Origin of the sequence: Protaetiibacter mangrovi, from assembly GCF_024752305.1 — a bacterium.
GTDB classification, from domain to species: domain Bacteria; phylum Actinomycetota; class Actinomycetes; order Actinomycetales; family Microbacteriaceae; genus Homoserinibacter; species Homoserinibacter mangrovi.
The window spans coordinates 120161-135307 of sequence record NZ_JANTHX010000005.1 but is presented as its reverse complement, the minus strand read 5'-3'; the positions used below and the strand labels follow the sequence as shown (position 1 = coordinate 135307).

Annotated in this window: 15 protein-coding genes; 5 read left to right on the top strand and 10 right to left on the bottom strand. The window is 71.6% G+C overall.

From position 1 onward, the window contains the following. Window positions 1-13: 13 nt before the first annotated feature. Genes NUH29_RS05485 through NUH29_RS05475 form a run of 3 tightly spaced genes read right to left on the bottom strand, consistent with a single transcriptional unit; the run spans window position 14 to window position 2904 of the window. Window positions 14-1252, bottom strand: a complete 1239-nt coding sequence (locus NUH29_RS05485) for a hypothetical protein (protein ID WP_258798023.1) — start codon at window positions 1250-1252, stop codon at window positions 14-16. Next, entirely contained in the window at window positions 1234-2310 is a 1077-nt protein-coding gene (dapE, locus tag NUH29_RS05480; protein ID WP_258798022.1) for a succinyl-diaminopimelate desuccinylase, read from the bottom strand. Before dapE ends, NUH29_RS05485 begins: the two co-directional genes overlap by 19 nt. Window positions 2311-2319: 9 nt before the next feature. Continuing rightward, entirely contained in the window at window positions 2320-2904 is a 585-nt protein-coding gene (locus NUH29_RS05475) for a YdcF family protein (RefSeq protein ID WP_258798021.1), read from the bottom strand. Between the two features lie 59 nt (window positions 2905-2963). On the opposite strand from NUH29_RS05475, the gene dapD reads away from it, so the two are divergent. After that, window positions 2964-3887, top strand: a complete 924-nt coding sequence (dapD, locus tag NUH29_RS05470; protein WP_258798020.1) for a 2,3,4,5-tetrahydropyridine-2,6-dicarboxylate N-succinyltransferase — start codon at window positions 2964-2966, stop codon at window positions 3885-3887. A 220-nt stretch (window positions 3888-4107) separates the two neighbouring features. Beyond that, complete coding sequence (locus NUH29_RS05465; RefSeq protein WP_258798019.1) at window positions 4108-4965, top strand: DUF559 domain-containing protein; 858 nt, start codon at window positions 4108-4110, stop codon at window positions 4963-4965. Between the two features lie 189 nt (window positions 4966-5154). On the opposite strand, the gene NUH29_RS05460 is transcribed toward NUH29_RS05465, so the two are convergent. Genes NUH29_RS05460 through NUH29_RS05445 form a run of 4 tightly spaced genes read right to left on the bottom strand, consistent with a single transcriptional unit; the run spans window position 5155 to window position 8248 of the window. Next, entirely contained in the window at window positions 5155-6450 is a 1296-nt protein-coding gene (locus tag NUH29_RS05460) for a citrate synthase (protein WP_258798018.1), read from the bottom strand. Window positions 6451-6452: 2 nt separating this feature from the next. Continuing rightward, window positions 6453-7553 carry a succinyldiaminopimelate transaminase gene (gene dapC / locus NUH29_RS05455; RefSeq protein ID WP_258798017.1) on the bottom strand — a complete coding sequence of 367 codons (1101 nt, stop codon included), beginning with the start codon at window positions 7551-7553 and terminating at the stop codon, window positions 6453-6455. Between the two features lie 2 nt (window positions 7554-7555). After that, on the bottom strand, window positions 7556-7876 hold the full coding sequence (gene fdxA / locus NUH29_RS05450; protein WP_258798016.1) for a ferredoxin: 321 nt from the start codon (window positions 7874-7876) through the stop codon (window positions 7556-7558). A gap of 9 nt (window positions 7877-7885) precedes the next feature. Next, entirely contained in the window at window positions 7886-8248 is a 363-nt protein-coding gene (locus NUH29_RS05445; protein ID WP_258798015.1) for a hypothetical protein, read from the bottom strand. Between the two features lie 113 nt (window positions 8249-8361). Here NUH29_RS05445 and efeU point away from each other — a divergent pair, with 113 nt between their 5' ends. Genes efeU through efeB form a run of 3 tightly spaced genes read left to right on the top strand, consistent with a single transcriptional unit; the run spans window position 8362 to window position 11783 of the window. Further along, complete coding sequence (gene efeU, locus NUH29_RS05440) at window positions 8362-9237, top strand: iron uptake transporter permease EfeU (RefSeq protein WP_258798014.1); 876 nt, start codon at window positions 8362-8364, stop codon at window positions 9235-9237. A 45-nt stretch (window positions 9238-9282) separates the two neighbouring features. After that, window positions 9283-10488 (top strand): iron uptake system protein EfeO, encoded by a 1206-nt coding sequence (efeO, locus tag NUH29_RS05435; RefSeq protein WP_258798013.1) that lies wholly within the window; start codon window positions 9283-9285, stop codon window positions 10486-10488. After that, window positions 10488-11783, top strand: coding sequence for an iron uptake transporter deferrochelatase/peroxidase subunit (gene efeB, locus NUH29_RS05430; protein ID WP_258798012.1), 1296 nt, complete (start codon window positions 10488-10490; stop codon window positions 11781-11783). Before efeO ends, efeB begins: the two co-directional genes overlap by 1 nt. Before the next feature lie 10 nt (window positions 11784-11793). Here the strand turns inward: efeB and NUH29_RS05425 are convergent, their stop codons facing one another. The 3 genes from NUH29_RS05425 to typA form a co-directional block, all read right to left on the bottom strand. After that, the gene (locus tag NUH29_RS05425) at window positions 11794-12633 is read right to left on the bottom strand and encodes an SGNH/GDSL hydrolase family protein (protein WP_258798011.1); all 840 of its coding nucleotides are present in this window, start codon (window positions 12631-12633) and stop codon (window positions 11794-11796) included. A gap of 60 nt (window positions 12634-12693) precedes the next feature. Beyond that, complete coding sequence (locus NUH29_RS05420; RefSeq protein ID WP_258798010.1) at window positions 12694-13131, bottom strand: hypothetical protein; 438 nt, start codon at window positions 13129-13131, stop codon at window positions 12694-12696. Window positions 13132-13192: 61 nt separating this feature from the next. Then, complete coding sequence (typA, locus tag NUH29_RS05415) at window positions 13193-15106, bottom strand: translational GTPase TypA (RefSeq protein ID WP_258798009.1); 1914 nt, start codon at window positions 15104-15106, stop codon at window positions 13193-13195. Between the last annotated feature and the right edge of the window lie 41 nt (window positions 15107-15147).

The following is a 15147-nucleotide window of genomic DNA, read 5'->3' as shown; positions in this document are numbered from 1 at the left end:
GCGGGGTGCGGGCCTACGGCGGCGACCAGTCGCCGGGCAGGCGGATCCAGCAGAAGTACACCCACACCAGCTGCCCGAGCACCCCGAGCACGACGAGCGACACCCGCCACAGGCGCGACCGCGGCACCGCGAAGGCGCCGAGCGCGGGCGAGAGCGGCAGCAGCAGCCGCCAGGTGCTCGACTGCGGGAAGAACACCGCCATGAGGTAGACGAGGTAGCCCACGAGCCACAGGCGCACCTCGAGCCCGAGCCGCCGCGCCCACGGGCTGAGGACGAACCCCGCGAACAGCACGAGCGACGCCCCCACGACCGCCACCGCAGCGCCCGCGGATGCCGTCTCCGGAACACCGGCGAAGCGCAGCCAGAAGGCGATCCCGTCGAACCATGCCGCGAAGGGCACGAGATGCCCGTAGCCGAGGTACCCGGCGCGCCAGGCGAGCTCGGTATCCGTGTACGCCGACACCGAACCGGTCACCGCCCACGCGATCGCCGACCACAGCAGGCCCGCCGCGACGCTCACGATCCCGGCGACGCAGATGGCGAGCGCCTCCCGCCGGGGCAGCGGATGCGCCTCGGCGTCGCGGCGCCACCGCACCAGCCGCGCCACGAGGTAGAGCAGCAGGAACAACGCGAACGCGAGGCCGCTCGGTCGGGTCAGCGACATCACGACCACGACGGGCAGCAGCACGCCGAAACGGCGACGCTGCACGAGCAGCAGGGCGAGGAACAGCAGCGCGAGGCCCGACGCCTCGGCGTAGGACACCTGGAACATCACCGACAGGGGCGCCGTGCAGAGCAGGACGACGCCCGTGAGCGCCTGTCCCGCCCCGAGGCCCGCGCCGCGCAGCAGCCGCTCGAACAGCAGTGCGGCGCCCGCCCCCGCCGCGAGCGAGAACAGGACGGCGATCACCGGGAAGCCGAACCCGGCCCGGGCGAACACGCCCAGCAGCAGCGGATACACCGGCAGGAACGCCCAGGCGTTCTCGGTGACGTGCCCCGCGTCATCCTTCGGCAGCTCGGCCGGGTAGCCGTTCAGCGCGATGATCCAGTACCACTGGCCGTCCCAGTTGGCGGCGAGGGTGAAGTAGTCCGGCACGGTGGTGCCGGTCTCGTGCGCCTGCACGACCGCGAAGCACAGCAGGACGACCGTCGTGACGACGCGGCTGAGCGCATAGACGACGAGCACCCGGCCCCACCACGGCGTGAGCCGCCAGCGCACGAGCGCCGGGGTGATCAGCCGGCGGTCAGCCATCGGCGCAGGCCCGCCTCGACCCGCTCGATCTGAGCCACCGGAACCCGCTCGTCGTCAGCGTGCGCGAGGCTCGGGTCACCCGGACCGTAGTTGACGGCCGGGATGCCGAGGGCGCTGAAGCGGGCCACATCCGTCCAGCCGTATTTGGGGCGCGCCTCGCCCCCGACGGCCGCCACGAACTGCTGCGCGAGGGGCGCGTCGAGCCCGGGGCGTGCGCCCTCGGCGAGGTCGGCGACGACGATCTCGACCGGCAGCCCCGCGAACAGCTGCTCGAGGTGGGCGAGGGCCTCGGCGCCGCTGCGGCTCGGCGCGAAGCGGTAGTTCACGTGCACCGTGCACTCGTCGGGGATGACGTTGCCCGCCACCCCGCCCGAGATGCGGACCGCCGAGAGGCTCTCACGGTAGACGAGGCCGTCGACCTCCACCTCCTGCGCCTCGTACGCGGCCAACCGCTCCAGCACCGGCGCCGCAGCGTGGATGGCGTTCTCGCCCATCCAAGCGCGCGCCGAATGCGCCCGGCGGCCGCGGGTGGTGACGTCGACGCGGATCGTGCCGTTGCAGCCGCCCTCGATCTCGCCGTTCGAGGGCTCGCCGAGGATCGCGAAGTCCGCCTCGAGCAGCTCCGGCCGCTCGCGGGCGATGCGTCCCAGTCCGTTCCGGGCGGAGTCGACCTCCTCGTTGTCGTACCAGACCCAGGTGACGTCGACGGCAGGCGCGGCGAGCTCCACCGCGAGCGCCAGCATGACCGCGCAGCCGCCCTTCATGTCGACCGTGCCGCGACCCCAGAGGGTCGCGCCACCGTCGTCGAGGCGCGCGGGGAGGTTGCCGTTCACCGGCACGGTGTCGATGTGGCCCGCGATGACCACCCGCTGGGCACGGCCGAGCCGCGTGCGGGCGACCACGGCGTCCCCGTCGCGGATCACCTCGAGGTGCGGCTGGGCGCGCAGCACCGCCTCGATCGCGTCGGCGAGCGCCGCCTCCTCCCCCGACACCGAGAAGACGTCGACGAGCTGCCGGGTGAGCTCGGTCGTGGAGGCGGTGAGGTCGAGCGCGGGCACGAACCCAGCCTACGGGCGGGGCAGCCCGCGCAGCGCCCGGAGGCCGATCACCGCCATCACGGGCTTCAGCAGCAGCTGCTCGCCGACGCGGTAGTCGTCGGCCCGCACCAGGCGCTCGGCCAGGTCGGGGCGGATGCGCCGCAGCTCCGCGCGGGCGTACTCGCCGTGCAGCGGATTCGACACGAGGGCGATGCGGGCGGCGCCCTCGAGCAGCGGCACGACGTTGCGCACGTTCTCGCGGGTGTTGCGGCTGCGCGTCTCGACGAGGATCTCGCCCCGCACGCCCAGCTCCTCGCGTGCGTAGTGCGCCATCAGCTCGGCCTCGGGCACCGGGCTGTGCACGGGGCCCCCGCTGAACACGAGTCGGTCTCCGGGCGCACCGCGGAAGGTGCGGACGGCCGCCCGCACCCGCTGCCGGTTGACGAGGTTCGCGCGCGTTCCGCGGTTGCCGTAGCCGAGTCCGACGACGACCTGGGGGCCGTCGGCCCCCGCGGCGCCGCCCAGCCGCCTCGTGGAGGCCCGCAGGTGCACGAGCTCGCCCCACATCAGCACCGCGGCGAGAACCGCGGCGACCGCGATCGCGAGCCTGCGCACCAGGCGATCGTACGACCGGCCCGCGGATCGCGCCGCGGTCGGGCCGATAGCCTGGAGTCATGACGACCGCCTGGGGCCACGGACTGGCCACGACCGCCGCCGACGGCACCGTGCTCGACACCTGGTTCCCCGCACCCGCCCTGGGAGCGGCCCCCGCGGATGCCGTCGCACCCGCCGAGGTGGGCGACGGGGTGGGAGACGACGAGGTGCGGCAGGTGACCACGGCGGCGGTCCTCGTCGAGATCGACACCGACGCCCCGCCCGCGTCCACCCCCGACGCCTACCTGCGGCTGCACCTGCTGTCGCACCTGCTGGTGAAGCCCAACGAGGTCAACCTCGACGGCGTCTTCGCCCACCTGCCGATCGTGGCGTGGACGACCGCCGGCCCCGCGCATCCGTCGGTGCTGCAGAGCGGCCGCGGGCGCCTGCAGCGGGCGGGGGTGTCGGTGCACGGGGTCGACAAGTTCCCCCGGCTGCTCGACTACGTGGTGCCCGAGCGCGTGCGCATCGCGGATGCGGCGCGCGTGCGGCTCGGCGCGCACCTCTCCCCCGGCACGACCGTGATGCACGAGGGCTTCGTGAACTACAACGCCGGCACCCTCGGCGCCTCGATGGTCGAGGGCCGCATCTCGCAGGGCGTCGTCGTGGGCGACGGCTCGGATGTGGGCGGCGGCGCGTCGATCATGGGCACCCTCTCGGGCGGCGGCACCCAGCGCGTCGTCATCGGCGAGCGCGCGCTGCTCGGGGCGAACTCCGGCATCGGCATCTCGATCGGCGACGACTCGGTCGTCGAGGCCGGCCTCTACGTGACCGCCGGCACCAAGATCACCTACCTGCTGCCGGCGGGCCCCCGCACGGTGAAGGCCGTGGAGCTCTCGGGCGTGCCCGGCATCCTGTTCCGCCGCAACTCCCTCTCCGGGGCCGTCGAGGCGCTCCCCCGCGCCGGCCACGGCGTCGAGCTCAACGCCCAACTGCACGCCTAGCCGTACCCGCCGCGTCGTCCCCACCCTGCAGTCGGGTCGAAAATGCAGGAACCCAAAGCTGCCGACCCTGGTTTCACAGGGATTGAACAGGGGACACGCCCGGATTCTCCTGCATTTTCGACCTCACCTCCTCTCCTGCACGGGCGGTCGACTCTGATGTTGCGCGCCGATACCCGACCCATGCGACGGGATGCGGTCCGAGGTGGTCAGCATGCTGCGGATGAGCCTGACCGCAGATCTCCGAAGCCTCGGCGGCCTCGCCCCAGCGCACGCCCTGCTGAAGATGGGGTGGACCTACCGTGCACTCGACTACGCCGTCCGACAGCGATGGGTGCAGAGAATTCGCAACGGATGGTATGCACTCAACGAGATCGACGGGCTCCTCGCTGCTGCCTGGAGGGTGGGGGGCCTACTCACCTGCGTGAACGCGGTATCGAGCTTCGGAATGTGGTCGCCGCCCGACGACCACCTCCACGTGATCGTGCCACCGCACGATGCGCGAATGAGGCGCCCGGATGATCGGCGCATCCGGCTCTCCGACGAACCCGACGATCGGGTCGTCCTCCATTGGAGGGATGCCGAAGCACACGATCGATTCCGCGCGACGCCGATCGAATGCATCGTCGACCTCGCCGCGTGCCACGCGCCGCAGTGGGTGCTCGGTGCGCTCGACAGCGGGCTCTCGAGTCGGGTCCTGAACCGATCGGACCTCCGTGAGCTGCGCCGTCGCCTTCCGGGTGAGCGAGGCGAGATCCTCTCCTTTGTCGACCCCCGGTCGGAGTCCTTCCCGGAATCCGTTCTGCGGTGGCATCTCATCCGAGCAGGCATCCCGTTTCTCACCCAGCAGTGGATCGACGACATGCGTGTCGACTTCCTTCTCGGTCGCCTCGTCATCGAAGTCGACGGGAAGGAGCACCACGACAACTCCGGCGCGTTCGAACGGGACCGTGCGCGCGACGCCCGGCTCGGCATCCGCGGCTACCGGGTGCTGCACTTCAGCTACGTGCAGGTCGTGTACCGCCCGGATGAGGTGATGGCGTCGATCCGCGCCGCGCTCGCACGCGGCGACCACCGCTGATACCCCGATTCACGGATCCCGAAGTCGCGACCACTGGGTGGAAAATGCAGGAGATGTCGGGCGCGTCGCCGACTGCTACCCAGCGTTCCCGGACGCGGCGGCTCGAAGTTCCTGCATTTTCGACGTAGTCGACGAGGTGGGCGGACGGGGAGCAACGCCCGAGGCGCCGCGACGCGGCGGCGGCGCGGGTCAGCGGCCGGCGGGCCAGGGGCGCGGGGCGGGGCCCACGTAGAGCTGCTGCGGACGGCCGATCTTGGTGCCGGCGTCGTCGTTCGCCTCGCGCCAGTGGGCGATCCAGCCGGGCAGGCGGCCGATCGCGAAGAGCACGGTGAACATGCGGGTCGGGAAGCCCATCGCCTTGTAGATCACGCCGGTGTAGAAGTCGACGTTCGGGTAGAGACGTCGCTCCTGGAAGTACTCGTCGTCGAGGGCGATCTGCTCGAGCTCCTTGGCGATGTCGAGCAGCGGGTCCTTCACGCCGAGGTCGGCGAGCACCTCGTCGGCCGACTCCTTCACGAGTTTCGCGCGCGGGTCGTAGTTCTTGTAGACGCGGTGCCCGAAGCCCATGAGGCGGATGCCGTCCTCCTTGGCCTTCACCCGCTCGACGAACTTCGACACCGACTCGCCCGAGTCCTGGATCTGCGCGAGCATGCGCAGCACCGCCTCGTTGGCGCCGCCGTGCAGCGGGCCGTACAGCGCGTTGATGCCGGCGGAGATCGACGCGAACATGTTCGCCTCCGTCGAGCCCACCAGCCGCACCGTCGAGGTGGAGGCGTTCTGCTCGTGGTCCTCGTGGAGGATGAGCAGTCGGTCGAGCGCCTTCACGAGCACGGGGTTCACGTCGTACACCTCGGCGAGGTTGCCGAAGTTGAGCTTCAGGAAGTTCTCGACGAAGTCGAGCGAGTTGTCGGGGTAGAGGAACGCCTGGCCGAGCGACTTCTTGTGGGCGTAGGCGGCGATGACCGGCAGCTTCGCGAGCAGGCGGATGGTCGACAGCTCGACCATCTCGGGGTTCTTCGGGTCGAGCGAGTCCTCGTAGTAGGTCGACAGCGCCGACACCGCGGCCGACAGCACCGACATGGGGTGCGCGGTGTGCGGCAGGGCCGAGAAGAAGCGCTTGAGGTCCTCGTGCAGCAGCGTGTGGCGTCGCACCTTCTCCGAGAACTCGGCGAGCTCGGACGGCGTCGGCAGCTCGCCGTAGATGAGCAGCCAGGCGACCTCGAGGTAGGTGGAGTTCGCGGCGAGATCCTCGATGGCGTAGCCGCGGTAGCGCAGGATGCCCTCGTCGCCGTCGATGTAGGTGATCGCGCTGCGCGTGGCGGCGGTGTTCACGAACCCGGGGTCGAAGGTGTTGTAGCCGGTCTGCTTGGTGAACGACGACAGGTCGACCGCGTCGCGGCCGTCGACGGCCGCCAGCACCGGGAACTCCGCGACCCGATGGCCGAGGTTCAGGGTCACCTTCTCGTTGCTCGTCGTGTCGCTCACCGTTACAGCCTACCGGCGCGCAGACGGGAGACGGCCTCGTCTACCCTCGCATCGGTGGCAGTGAGGGCCACCCGCACGTGCCGCGTCCCGGCCTCGCCGTAGAACGATCCGGGTGCCACCAGGATGCCGATGCGCGCGAGCGCGGCGACGGTCTGCCAGCAGTCCTCGTCGCGGCTCGCCCAGAGGTAGAGGCCGGCCTCGGAGCCGTCGATGCGGAACCCGGATGCCGTGAGCGCCGCGGTGAGCGCCTCGCGCCGCCGCCGGTACAGCTCCTTCTGCGCCGCGACGTGCTCCTCGTCGGCGAGGGCCGCGATCATCGCCGCCTGCACGGGTGCCGGGGGCATGAGCCCGAGGTGCTTGCGCACGGTCAGCAGCTCGCCCACGAGGTCGCTGCAGCCGGCCACGAACGCCGCACGGTAGCCGGCGAGGTTCGACTGCTTCGACAGCGAGTACACCGAGAGCGTCAGCCGCCGCGAGCCCTGCGTCACCTCCGGGTGCAGGATGCTCGGGGTGGGCTCGTCGGAGCCCCAGTCGAGCTCGGCGTAGCATTCGTCGTTCGCGATGACCGCGCCCAGCTCGCGGGCGCGCACCACCGCGCGACGCAGGAAGGCGAGGGAGTGCACCCGCCCGTCGGGGTTGCCCGGGCTGTTGAGCCACACGAGCCTGGTCTCGGCCGGCCACTCCTCGGGCTCGTCGGAGCTGAGCACGGTGGCGCCGACGACGGCCGCGCCCACGGCGTAGCTCGGGTACGCGGCGGTGGGCTGCACGACGACGTCGCCCGGCCCGAGGCCGAGCAGCCTCGGCAGCAGCGCCACGAACTCCTTCGACCCGATGGTCGGGATGACGTTGTCGACGGTGAGGTCGGGCACACCGCGGCGCCGGGCGTACCACTCGACGATCGCCTCGCGCAGCGCGGGCGATCCGGAGGTCGCGGGGTAGGCGTGCGCGTCGGTTGCGGCGGCGAGCGCCTCCCGCACGGATGCCGGGGTGGGGTCGACGGGGGAACCGACCGACAGGTCGACGATGCCGTCCGGATGCGCCCGCGCCTGGTCGGCGTACGGCGTCAGCAGATCCCAGGGGAAGTCGGGCAACTCCAACGACACGGTCACTCGCCCTGGGGCGGCAGCGCGGCGACGACCGGGTGATCTCCCGCGATCACACCGACCTTGGCGGCGCCGCCCGGCGATCCGATCTCCTCGAAGAACTCGACGTTGGCCTTGTAGTAGTCGCTCCACTGCTCGGGCAGGTCGTCTTCGTAGTAGATGGCCTCGACGGGGCAGACCGGCTCGCACGCACCGCAGTCGACGCACTCGTCGGGGTGGATGTAGAGCATGCGGTCGCCCTCGTAGATGCAGTCGACGGGGCACTCGTCGATGCAGGCGCGGTCTTTGACATCCACGCAGGGAAGGGCGATGACGTAGGTCACCGTCTCATCCTATGGCGACTCGGACCCGGGTTCCGGACGTCGGCGGATCGGCCAGGCCGCGGCCGCCGCGATCACGGTGGGCACCGCCACGATCCAGGCGATGCCGAGCGCGTCGTCGCCGATGACGACGGCGTCGCCCTGCACCAGCAGCACGTAGCCGACGGGCGCCAGCACACCGAGGGCGCCGGCGGAGGTCGCGATCGGGTCCTCGAAGGCGAGCCGGACACCGAGCACGTAGCCGGCGACGAGCAGCAGACCGCCGAGCAGCACCCACGGGGGCGACTGCGCGTGGGCGAAGGTCGTGACGAGGCCGACGACGGCGCCGACGACGGCCGCCAGGACGGCGACTCCGGCGCGCAGCAGGGGACTCACGTCGCCACGATAGCCCGAGCTCCGAGTGGACAGCGGGGGTCGACGGGCGTAGGCTCGCTGAGCCGGTAAGGATCGCCTTACCTAATCCCGTCCAGAAACCCGGAAAGTCCCCCGTGCTCGCGAACGTGCTCATCGGCCTCCGCGAAGGCCTCGAGGCCGGTCTCGTGGTCGGCATCCTCGTCGCCTACCTGAAGAAGCTCGGCCGCGACGAGCTGATCCCCCGCCTCTGGATCGGCATCTCGCTCGCGATCGCGCTCTCGCTGGGCGTGGGCGCGCTGCTCACCTGGGGGCCCTTCGGCCTGAGCTTCCAGGCGCAGGAGATCCTCGGGGGTTCGCTGTCGATCCTCGCGGTGGGTCTCGTCACCTGGATGATCTTCTGGATGCTGCGCCACTCGCGGGGCCTCAAGGGCGAGCTCGAGCAGGGCCTCGACGGTGCCATCGCCCGCGGTGCCGGCTGGGGGCTCGTGGTGCTCGGCGTCGTGAGCGTCGGCCGCGAGGGGGTCGAGACCGCGCTCTTCGTCTGGGCAGCGACCACCTCCACCGGCGAGCCCGTGCTCGGCACCCTCGGCGCGGTGCTCGGGCTGCTCGGCGCCGCCGTCATCTCCTACCTGATCTACCGCGGCTTCGTGCGCATCAACCTCGCCGTGTTCTTCCGCTGGACGGGCATCTTCCTCATCGTCGTCGCGGCCGGAGTGCTGGCCTACGGCGTCGGCGACCTGCAGGAGGCGGGGGTCATCCCCGGCGCGGGCCAGCCCGCGTTCAGCCTCGCCGCCCTCGTCCCCGCCACCAGCTGGTACGGCATGGTGCTCGCCGGCGTCTTCAACTTCACCCCGGAGCCCACCTGGGCCCAGGTCATCGCATGGCTCGGCTACATCGTCGTGACGGGCACCGTGTTCCTGCGCCGCAGCCGGCGCTCGCCCCGCCCCGCCACCTCATCCGGCCCGGCACCCACCCGCCGTGTCCCGGATGCGGTGGAGCACACCGCCTGACCCGCAGCACCCCGATCCCCGCCCCGCACATCCCCGAGGAGACCCATGCCCACCCGCCTCCCGCTCGCCGCCGCCGCGGCGCTCGGCGCATCCGCCCTCCTGCTCACCGGCTGCGTGCCGAACACCCCGGCCGGCGACGCCCTGAACGTGGCGATCACCGACACGAGCTGCGCGGTCTCGGCCGACACCGCCCCCGCGGGTGCCATCACCTTCGAGCTCGACAACACGGGCAGCGACCTCAACGAGTTCGAGATCCTCGCCGACGACAAGCTGCGGATCGTCGGCGAGAAGGAGAACATCGCGCCCGGCCAGCCCGTCAGCTACACCGTGCAGCTGGACCCGGGCACGTACTACACGGCGTGCAAGTTCCAGCTGGTGGGCGAGCCGATCGGGCTCGCCGAGTTCACCGTCACGGGCGAGGCCGCCGTCGTGGACGCCGACCGCCAGGCGCTCGAGGACGAGGCTGTGACGAACTACATCGCCTACATCCGCTCGCAGGCCGGCGAGCTGCTCCCGCGGGTGCAGCAGCTGGTCGCCGCCTACCAGGCGGGCGACGATGCGACGGCCCGCACCCTGTTCGCGGCCGCCCGCGTGCCCTACGAGCGCATCGAGCCGACGGCCGAGGCGTTCGGCGACCTCGACCCGAAGATCGACTACCGCGAGGTCGACGCCGTGGCCGAGGGCCTCGACTGGACCGGGTTCCACCGCATCGAGAAGGACCTCTGGGTTCCGGATGCCGACGCCCTGAACTCGGACGGCACGAGCGCCTGGCTCGACTGGCAGCCGTCCACGCCCGAGCAGCGCACGCGGTTCGGCGACCAGCTCGTCGCCGACGTGCAGCAGCTGCTCGACCTCGTCTCCGACCCGACGTTCACGGTGAGCCTGTCCGACATCTCGAACGGCGCCATCGGGCTGCTCGACGAGGTCGCCACCGGCAAGATCTCGGGCGAGGAGGACTGGTGGTCGCACACCGACCTCTCCGACTTCGCGGCGAACGTCGACGGCGCCTCCGTGGCCTTCGGCAACGTCGAGAAGCTCGCCTCGACGAGCGACGAGGGCGAGACCCTCGCGAGCGAGATCCGGAAGCAGTTCGACGCCCTCGAGACGGTGCTCGCGCAGTACGGCTCCGTCGACGACGGCTTCACCCCCTACGATCAGGTGACCGACGCGCAGCGCAAGCAGCTCTCCGACGCCGTCAACGCGCTCGCCGAGCCCCTCTCGCAGCTGACCAGCACCGTCCTCGGAGTCTGATGACCGCATCCCCGCCCACCCCACCCGGGCCCGACGACGGCATCTCGCGCCGCGGGCTGCTCGGCCTCGCCGCCGTCGGCGGCGCGGGCCTCGTGGTGGGCGGGGCGGCGGGCGGCGCGCTCGCCGCGTCGGTGGCCGGGGCGGCATCCGGATCGGGGAGCACGACCCGCTACGACTTCTACGGCGGGCACCAGGCCGGCATCACCACGCCGGCCCAGGATCGGCTGCACTTCGCCGCGTTCGACCTCGCCGACGGCGCCACCCGCGACGAGCTGGCGAGCCTGCTCGCCGACTGGACGGACGCCGCGGCGCGCATGACGCAGGGTCTCGAGGTGGGCGAGACCGGCGCGGTGGACGGTTCGCCGTACGCGCCGCCCGAGGACACCGGCGAGGCGCTGGGGCTGCCGCCGTCGGGGCTCACGATCACCTTCGGCTTCGGCCCCACGCTGTTCGAGACCGCGGAGGGCGTCGACCGCTTCGGTCTCGCCGACCGCCGACCGCCGGCCCTCGAGCCGCTCCCCCGCTTCACGGGCGACGCCCTCGACCCCGCGCGCTCCGGCGGCGACCTGTGCGTGCAGGCGTGCGCCGACGATCCGCAGGTGGCGGTGCACGCCATCCGCAACCTCAGCCGCATCGCGTTCGGTCGCGCGAGCTTGCGCTGGTCGCAGCTCGGGTTCGGGCGCACCTCCTCGACCTCGACGAGCCAGGTGACCCCGCGGAACCTGTTCGGCTTCAAGGACGGCACCGCCAACCTCAAGGCGGAGGAGCCCGCCGAGGTCGCCGAGCACGTCTGGGTGTCGTCCGAGCAGGGCCCCGACTGGATGGTGGGGGGCAGCTACCTGGTGGCCCGCCGCATCCGGATGATCATCGAGAGCTGGGACCGCGTGCAGCTGGCCGAGCAGGAGGACCTCGTCGGTCGCACCAAGGGCGAGGGCGGGCCGCTCTCGGGCGGCACCGAGTTCGCCCCGATCGACCTCGACGCGACGGACGCCGACGGCACGCCGGCGATCGCGGCCGACGCGCACGTGCGGCTCGCGCATCCGGACGTCAACGGCGGCATCCGGCTGCTGCGCCGCGGCTACAACTTCGTCGACGGCAACGACGAGCTCGGCCGCCTCGACGCAGGCTTGTTCTTCCTCAGCTTCCAGAACGACCCGGCGCGCTTCGTGACCGTGCAGCGCTCGCTCGCCCGCGACGGCCTGAACGAGTACCTGCGCCACGTGGGCTCGGCGGTCTTCGCGATCCCCGCGGGGGTGCCGGAGGGCGGCTCGATCGGCGACGCCCTCCTCGCCTGATCCGCGAGCGCTACCGAAACCGGCGAGCGCTACCCGTGGACGGGTGGCGGTCGCCGGTTTCGGTAGCACTCGGTGTGGCGAGGGCGGCGACCGCCGCGGGGAGCAGCGCCTCGGCAGTGCGGCGATAGCCGAGCGCACTGGGGTGGAAGCCGTCGATGCCGAACGCCTCGTCGGGGCTGGCCACGAAGTACCCGCCCACCGCCTGACGCAGCGAGACGACGCGCGCCCCCGCGGATGCGGCGGTCGCCGCCTGCGCGGCCGCGAGCCGTCGAGACAGCCGCGACAGCAGCTCGCGCAGGGGTTGCGGCACGGTACGCACCGCGCCGAGGTCGGGGCACGTCCCGACGATCACCTCGGCGCCGAGATCGCGGAGTCGCTCGACGGCGTCGCGCAAGTGCGCGGTCGAGGTCGAGAGGGGGATGCGGTGGGTCACGTCGTTGCCACCCACGATCACGAGCGCGACATCCGGCCGGTAACCGCGGGGCAGGGCATCGAGCTGTGCGGCGAGCGACGAGGTCTCCGCTCCGACGACGGCGACGGTGCGCAGTTCGACCGGTCGGGCGGTCGCACGGGCGAGGCCTTTCGCCAGGCGCGCGCCCGGGGTGTCCTTGCGGCGGTGCGCGCCGAGCCCCGCCGCGACGGAGTCGCCCATCACGAGCAGCTCGAGCGGCTCGCCCGCGAGCCGGGGTCGCCAGATGCGATCCGAGCGGGGCACGTCGTCACCGTGCGGCTTGCCGATCCGTCGCCGGGCGAGAGCGGCCTGGTGGGCGAGGGCCGCACGGAGGCCGACGCCGACCGCGGCGAGGGCACCGAGCACCCCGACGGCGAGCAGCATCCCCTTTCGTTCCACCGCCGCGATCCAACCCCACGCGGGTGAACGGATCGCGGCGGTCGGATGACGCGCGGCGCGCTACTCGGTGACGATGACGACGGTGTACGCGACGGCGTAGCCGCCCTCGTCGTCGTCGGCCGGACCCGCGACGATGACGACCTTCAGGTCGTCCTTCTCGTAGGCCGACGCGCCCTCGATGAGCTCGGTGAAGCCCGCGTCGAGCATCAGCTGCTTGGCCTGATCGGCGGCCGCCTCGTCGGCGACGCGGATCGTCACGCCCCAACTGCGGTCGTTCACCTTGAGCCCGGCGATGACGTCCCCGTCGACGAGCGGCACCTCGGAGGGGAAATCGGCGGGGATGGAGCCGAGCGGGTTGTCCGAGCCTGACCCGCCTCCCCCCGTGCCCTGCTCCACGATGTCGCGGACCGGGTTCGGGATGAGCGAGCAGCCGGTGAGCGCGCCTGTGGCGAGCGTCAGCGCGGCGAGGGCGGCGGCGATGCGGATGCGGTGCGACATGGGGACCTCCGTGGTGGTGTCGCTGTCACGACGCGCGACGCGCCCCGGAGGGTTGACGCCGCTACGCGTTCTGATTCTGCCGCTTGAGGCGGCTCGCCGCGCGGGCGCGCTCGGTCTGGTCGAGCACGACCTTGCGGATCCGCACGATCTCCGGGGTCACCTCGACGCACTCGTCCTCGCGGGCGAACTCGAGGCACTCCTCGAGGGTGAGCTCGCGCGAGGGCGTCATCTTCTCGAAGTTGTCCGAGGTGGAGGAGCGGATGTTGGTGAGCTGCTTCTCCTTGGTGATGTTGACGTCCATGTCGTCGGCGCGCGAGTTCTCGCCGATGACCATGCCCTCGTAGACCTCCTGCGTCGGCTTCACGAAGAACGACATGCGCTCCTGCAGGGCGACGATCGCGTTCGGCGTGACGACGCCCGCGCGGTCGGCGACGATCGAGCCGTTGACGCGGGTCGTGATGGTGCCGGCCCACGGCTCGTAGCCGTGCGAGATGGCGTTCGCGATGCCGGTGCCGCGGGTGATGGTGAGGAACTCGGTGCGGAAGCCGATGAGTCCGCGCGAGGGCACGACGAACTCCATGCGCACCCAGCCGGTGCCGTGGTTGGTCATGCCGTCCATGCGGCCCTTGCGGGCGGCGAGCAACTGGGTGATGGCGCCGAGATGCTCCTCGGGGGCGTCGATCGTCAGGTGCTCGAAGGGCTCGTGCACCTTGCCGTCGACCTGCTTGGTGACCACCTGCGGCTTGCCGACGGTGAGCTCGAAGCCCTCGCGGCGCATGTTCTCGACCAGGATCGCGAGCGCGAGCTCGCCGCGCCCCTGCACCTCCCACGCATCCGGGCGGCCGATGTCGACGACGCGGATGGAGACGTTGCCGATGAGCTCGCGGTCGAGCCGGTCCTTCACCATGCGGGCGGTGAGCTTGTGGCCCTTGACCTTGCCGACGATGGGCGAGGTGTTGGTGCCGATCGTCATCGAGATGGCCGGCTCGTCGACCTCGATGGCGGGCAGCGGACGGATGTCGTCGGGGTCGGCGATCGTCTCGCCGATCGTGATCTCCTCGATGCCCGAGACCGCGACGATGTCGCCCGCGTGGGCCTCCTCGGCGGGGTAGCGGTCGAGGGCGCGGGTCTTGAGCAGCTCCGTGATCCGCACGTTCGAGTGCGTGCCGTCGCTTCGCACCCAGGCGACGGTCTGCCCCTTCTTGATCTGGCCGGCGAAGACGCGCAGCAGGGCGATGCGGCCGAGGAACGGCGAGGAGTCGAGGTTGGTCACCCAGGCCTGCAGCGGTGCCTCGTCGTCGTACGACGGTGCGGGCACGTGCGTGAGGATCGCGTCGAACAGCGGCTCGAGGTCGTCGTTGTCGGGCAGCGCGCCGTTCGCGGGCTGGTTCCAGGACGCGGCGCCGTTGCGCCCCGAGGCGTAGATCACCGGCAGCTCGAGCAGCGCGTCGACGTCGAGGTCGGGCATGTCGTCGTGCAGGTCGCTCGCGAGCCCGAGCAGCAGGTCGTGGCTCTCCTCGACGACCTCGTCGATGCGGGCGTCGGGTCGGTCGGTCTTGTTGACCGCGAGGATCACGGGCAGCTTCGCCTCGAGGGCCTTGCGCAGCACGAAGCGGGTCTGGGGCAGGGGCCCCTCGGATGCGTCGACGAGCAGCACGACGCCGTCGACCATCGACAGGCCGCGCTCGACCTCGCCGCCGAAGTCGGCGTGACCCGGGGTGTCGATGACGTTGATCGTGACGGGACCGTCGGTCGCGTGGAGGCCCTCGTAGATGATCGCCGTGTTCTTGGCGAGGATCGTGATGCCCTTCTCGCGCTCGAGGTCGTTGGAGTCCATGGCGCGCTCCTCGACGTGCTCGTGCGAGCCGAAGGAGTTCGTCTGACGGAGCATGGCGTCGACGAGCGTCGTCTTGCCGTGGTCGACGTGGGCGACGATCGCGACGTTGCGCAGATCGGAGCGGTGAGCGATGGGCATGCGGGAACCTCGGGATGTTGGAGGGGAAGTCGACGGCGCGC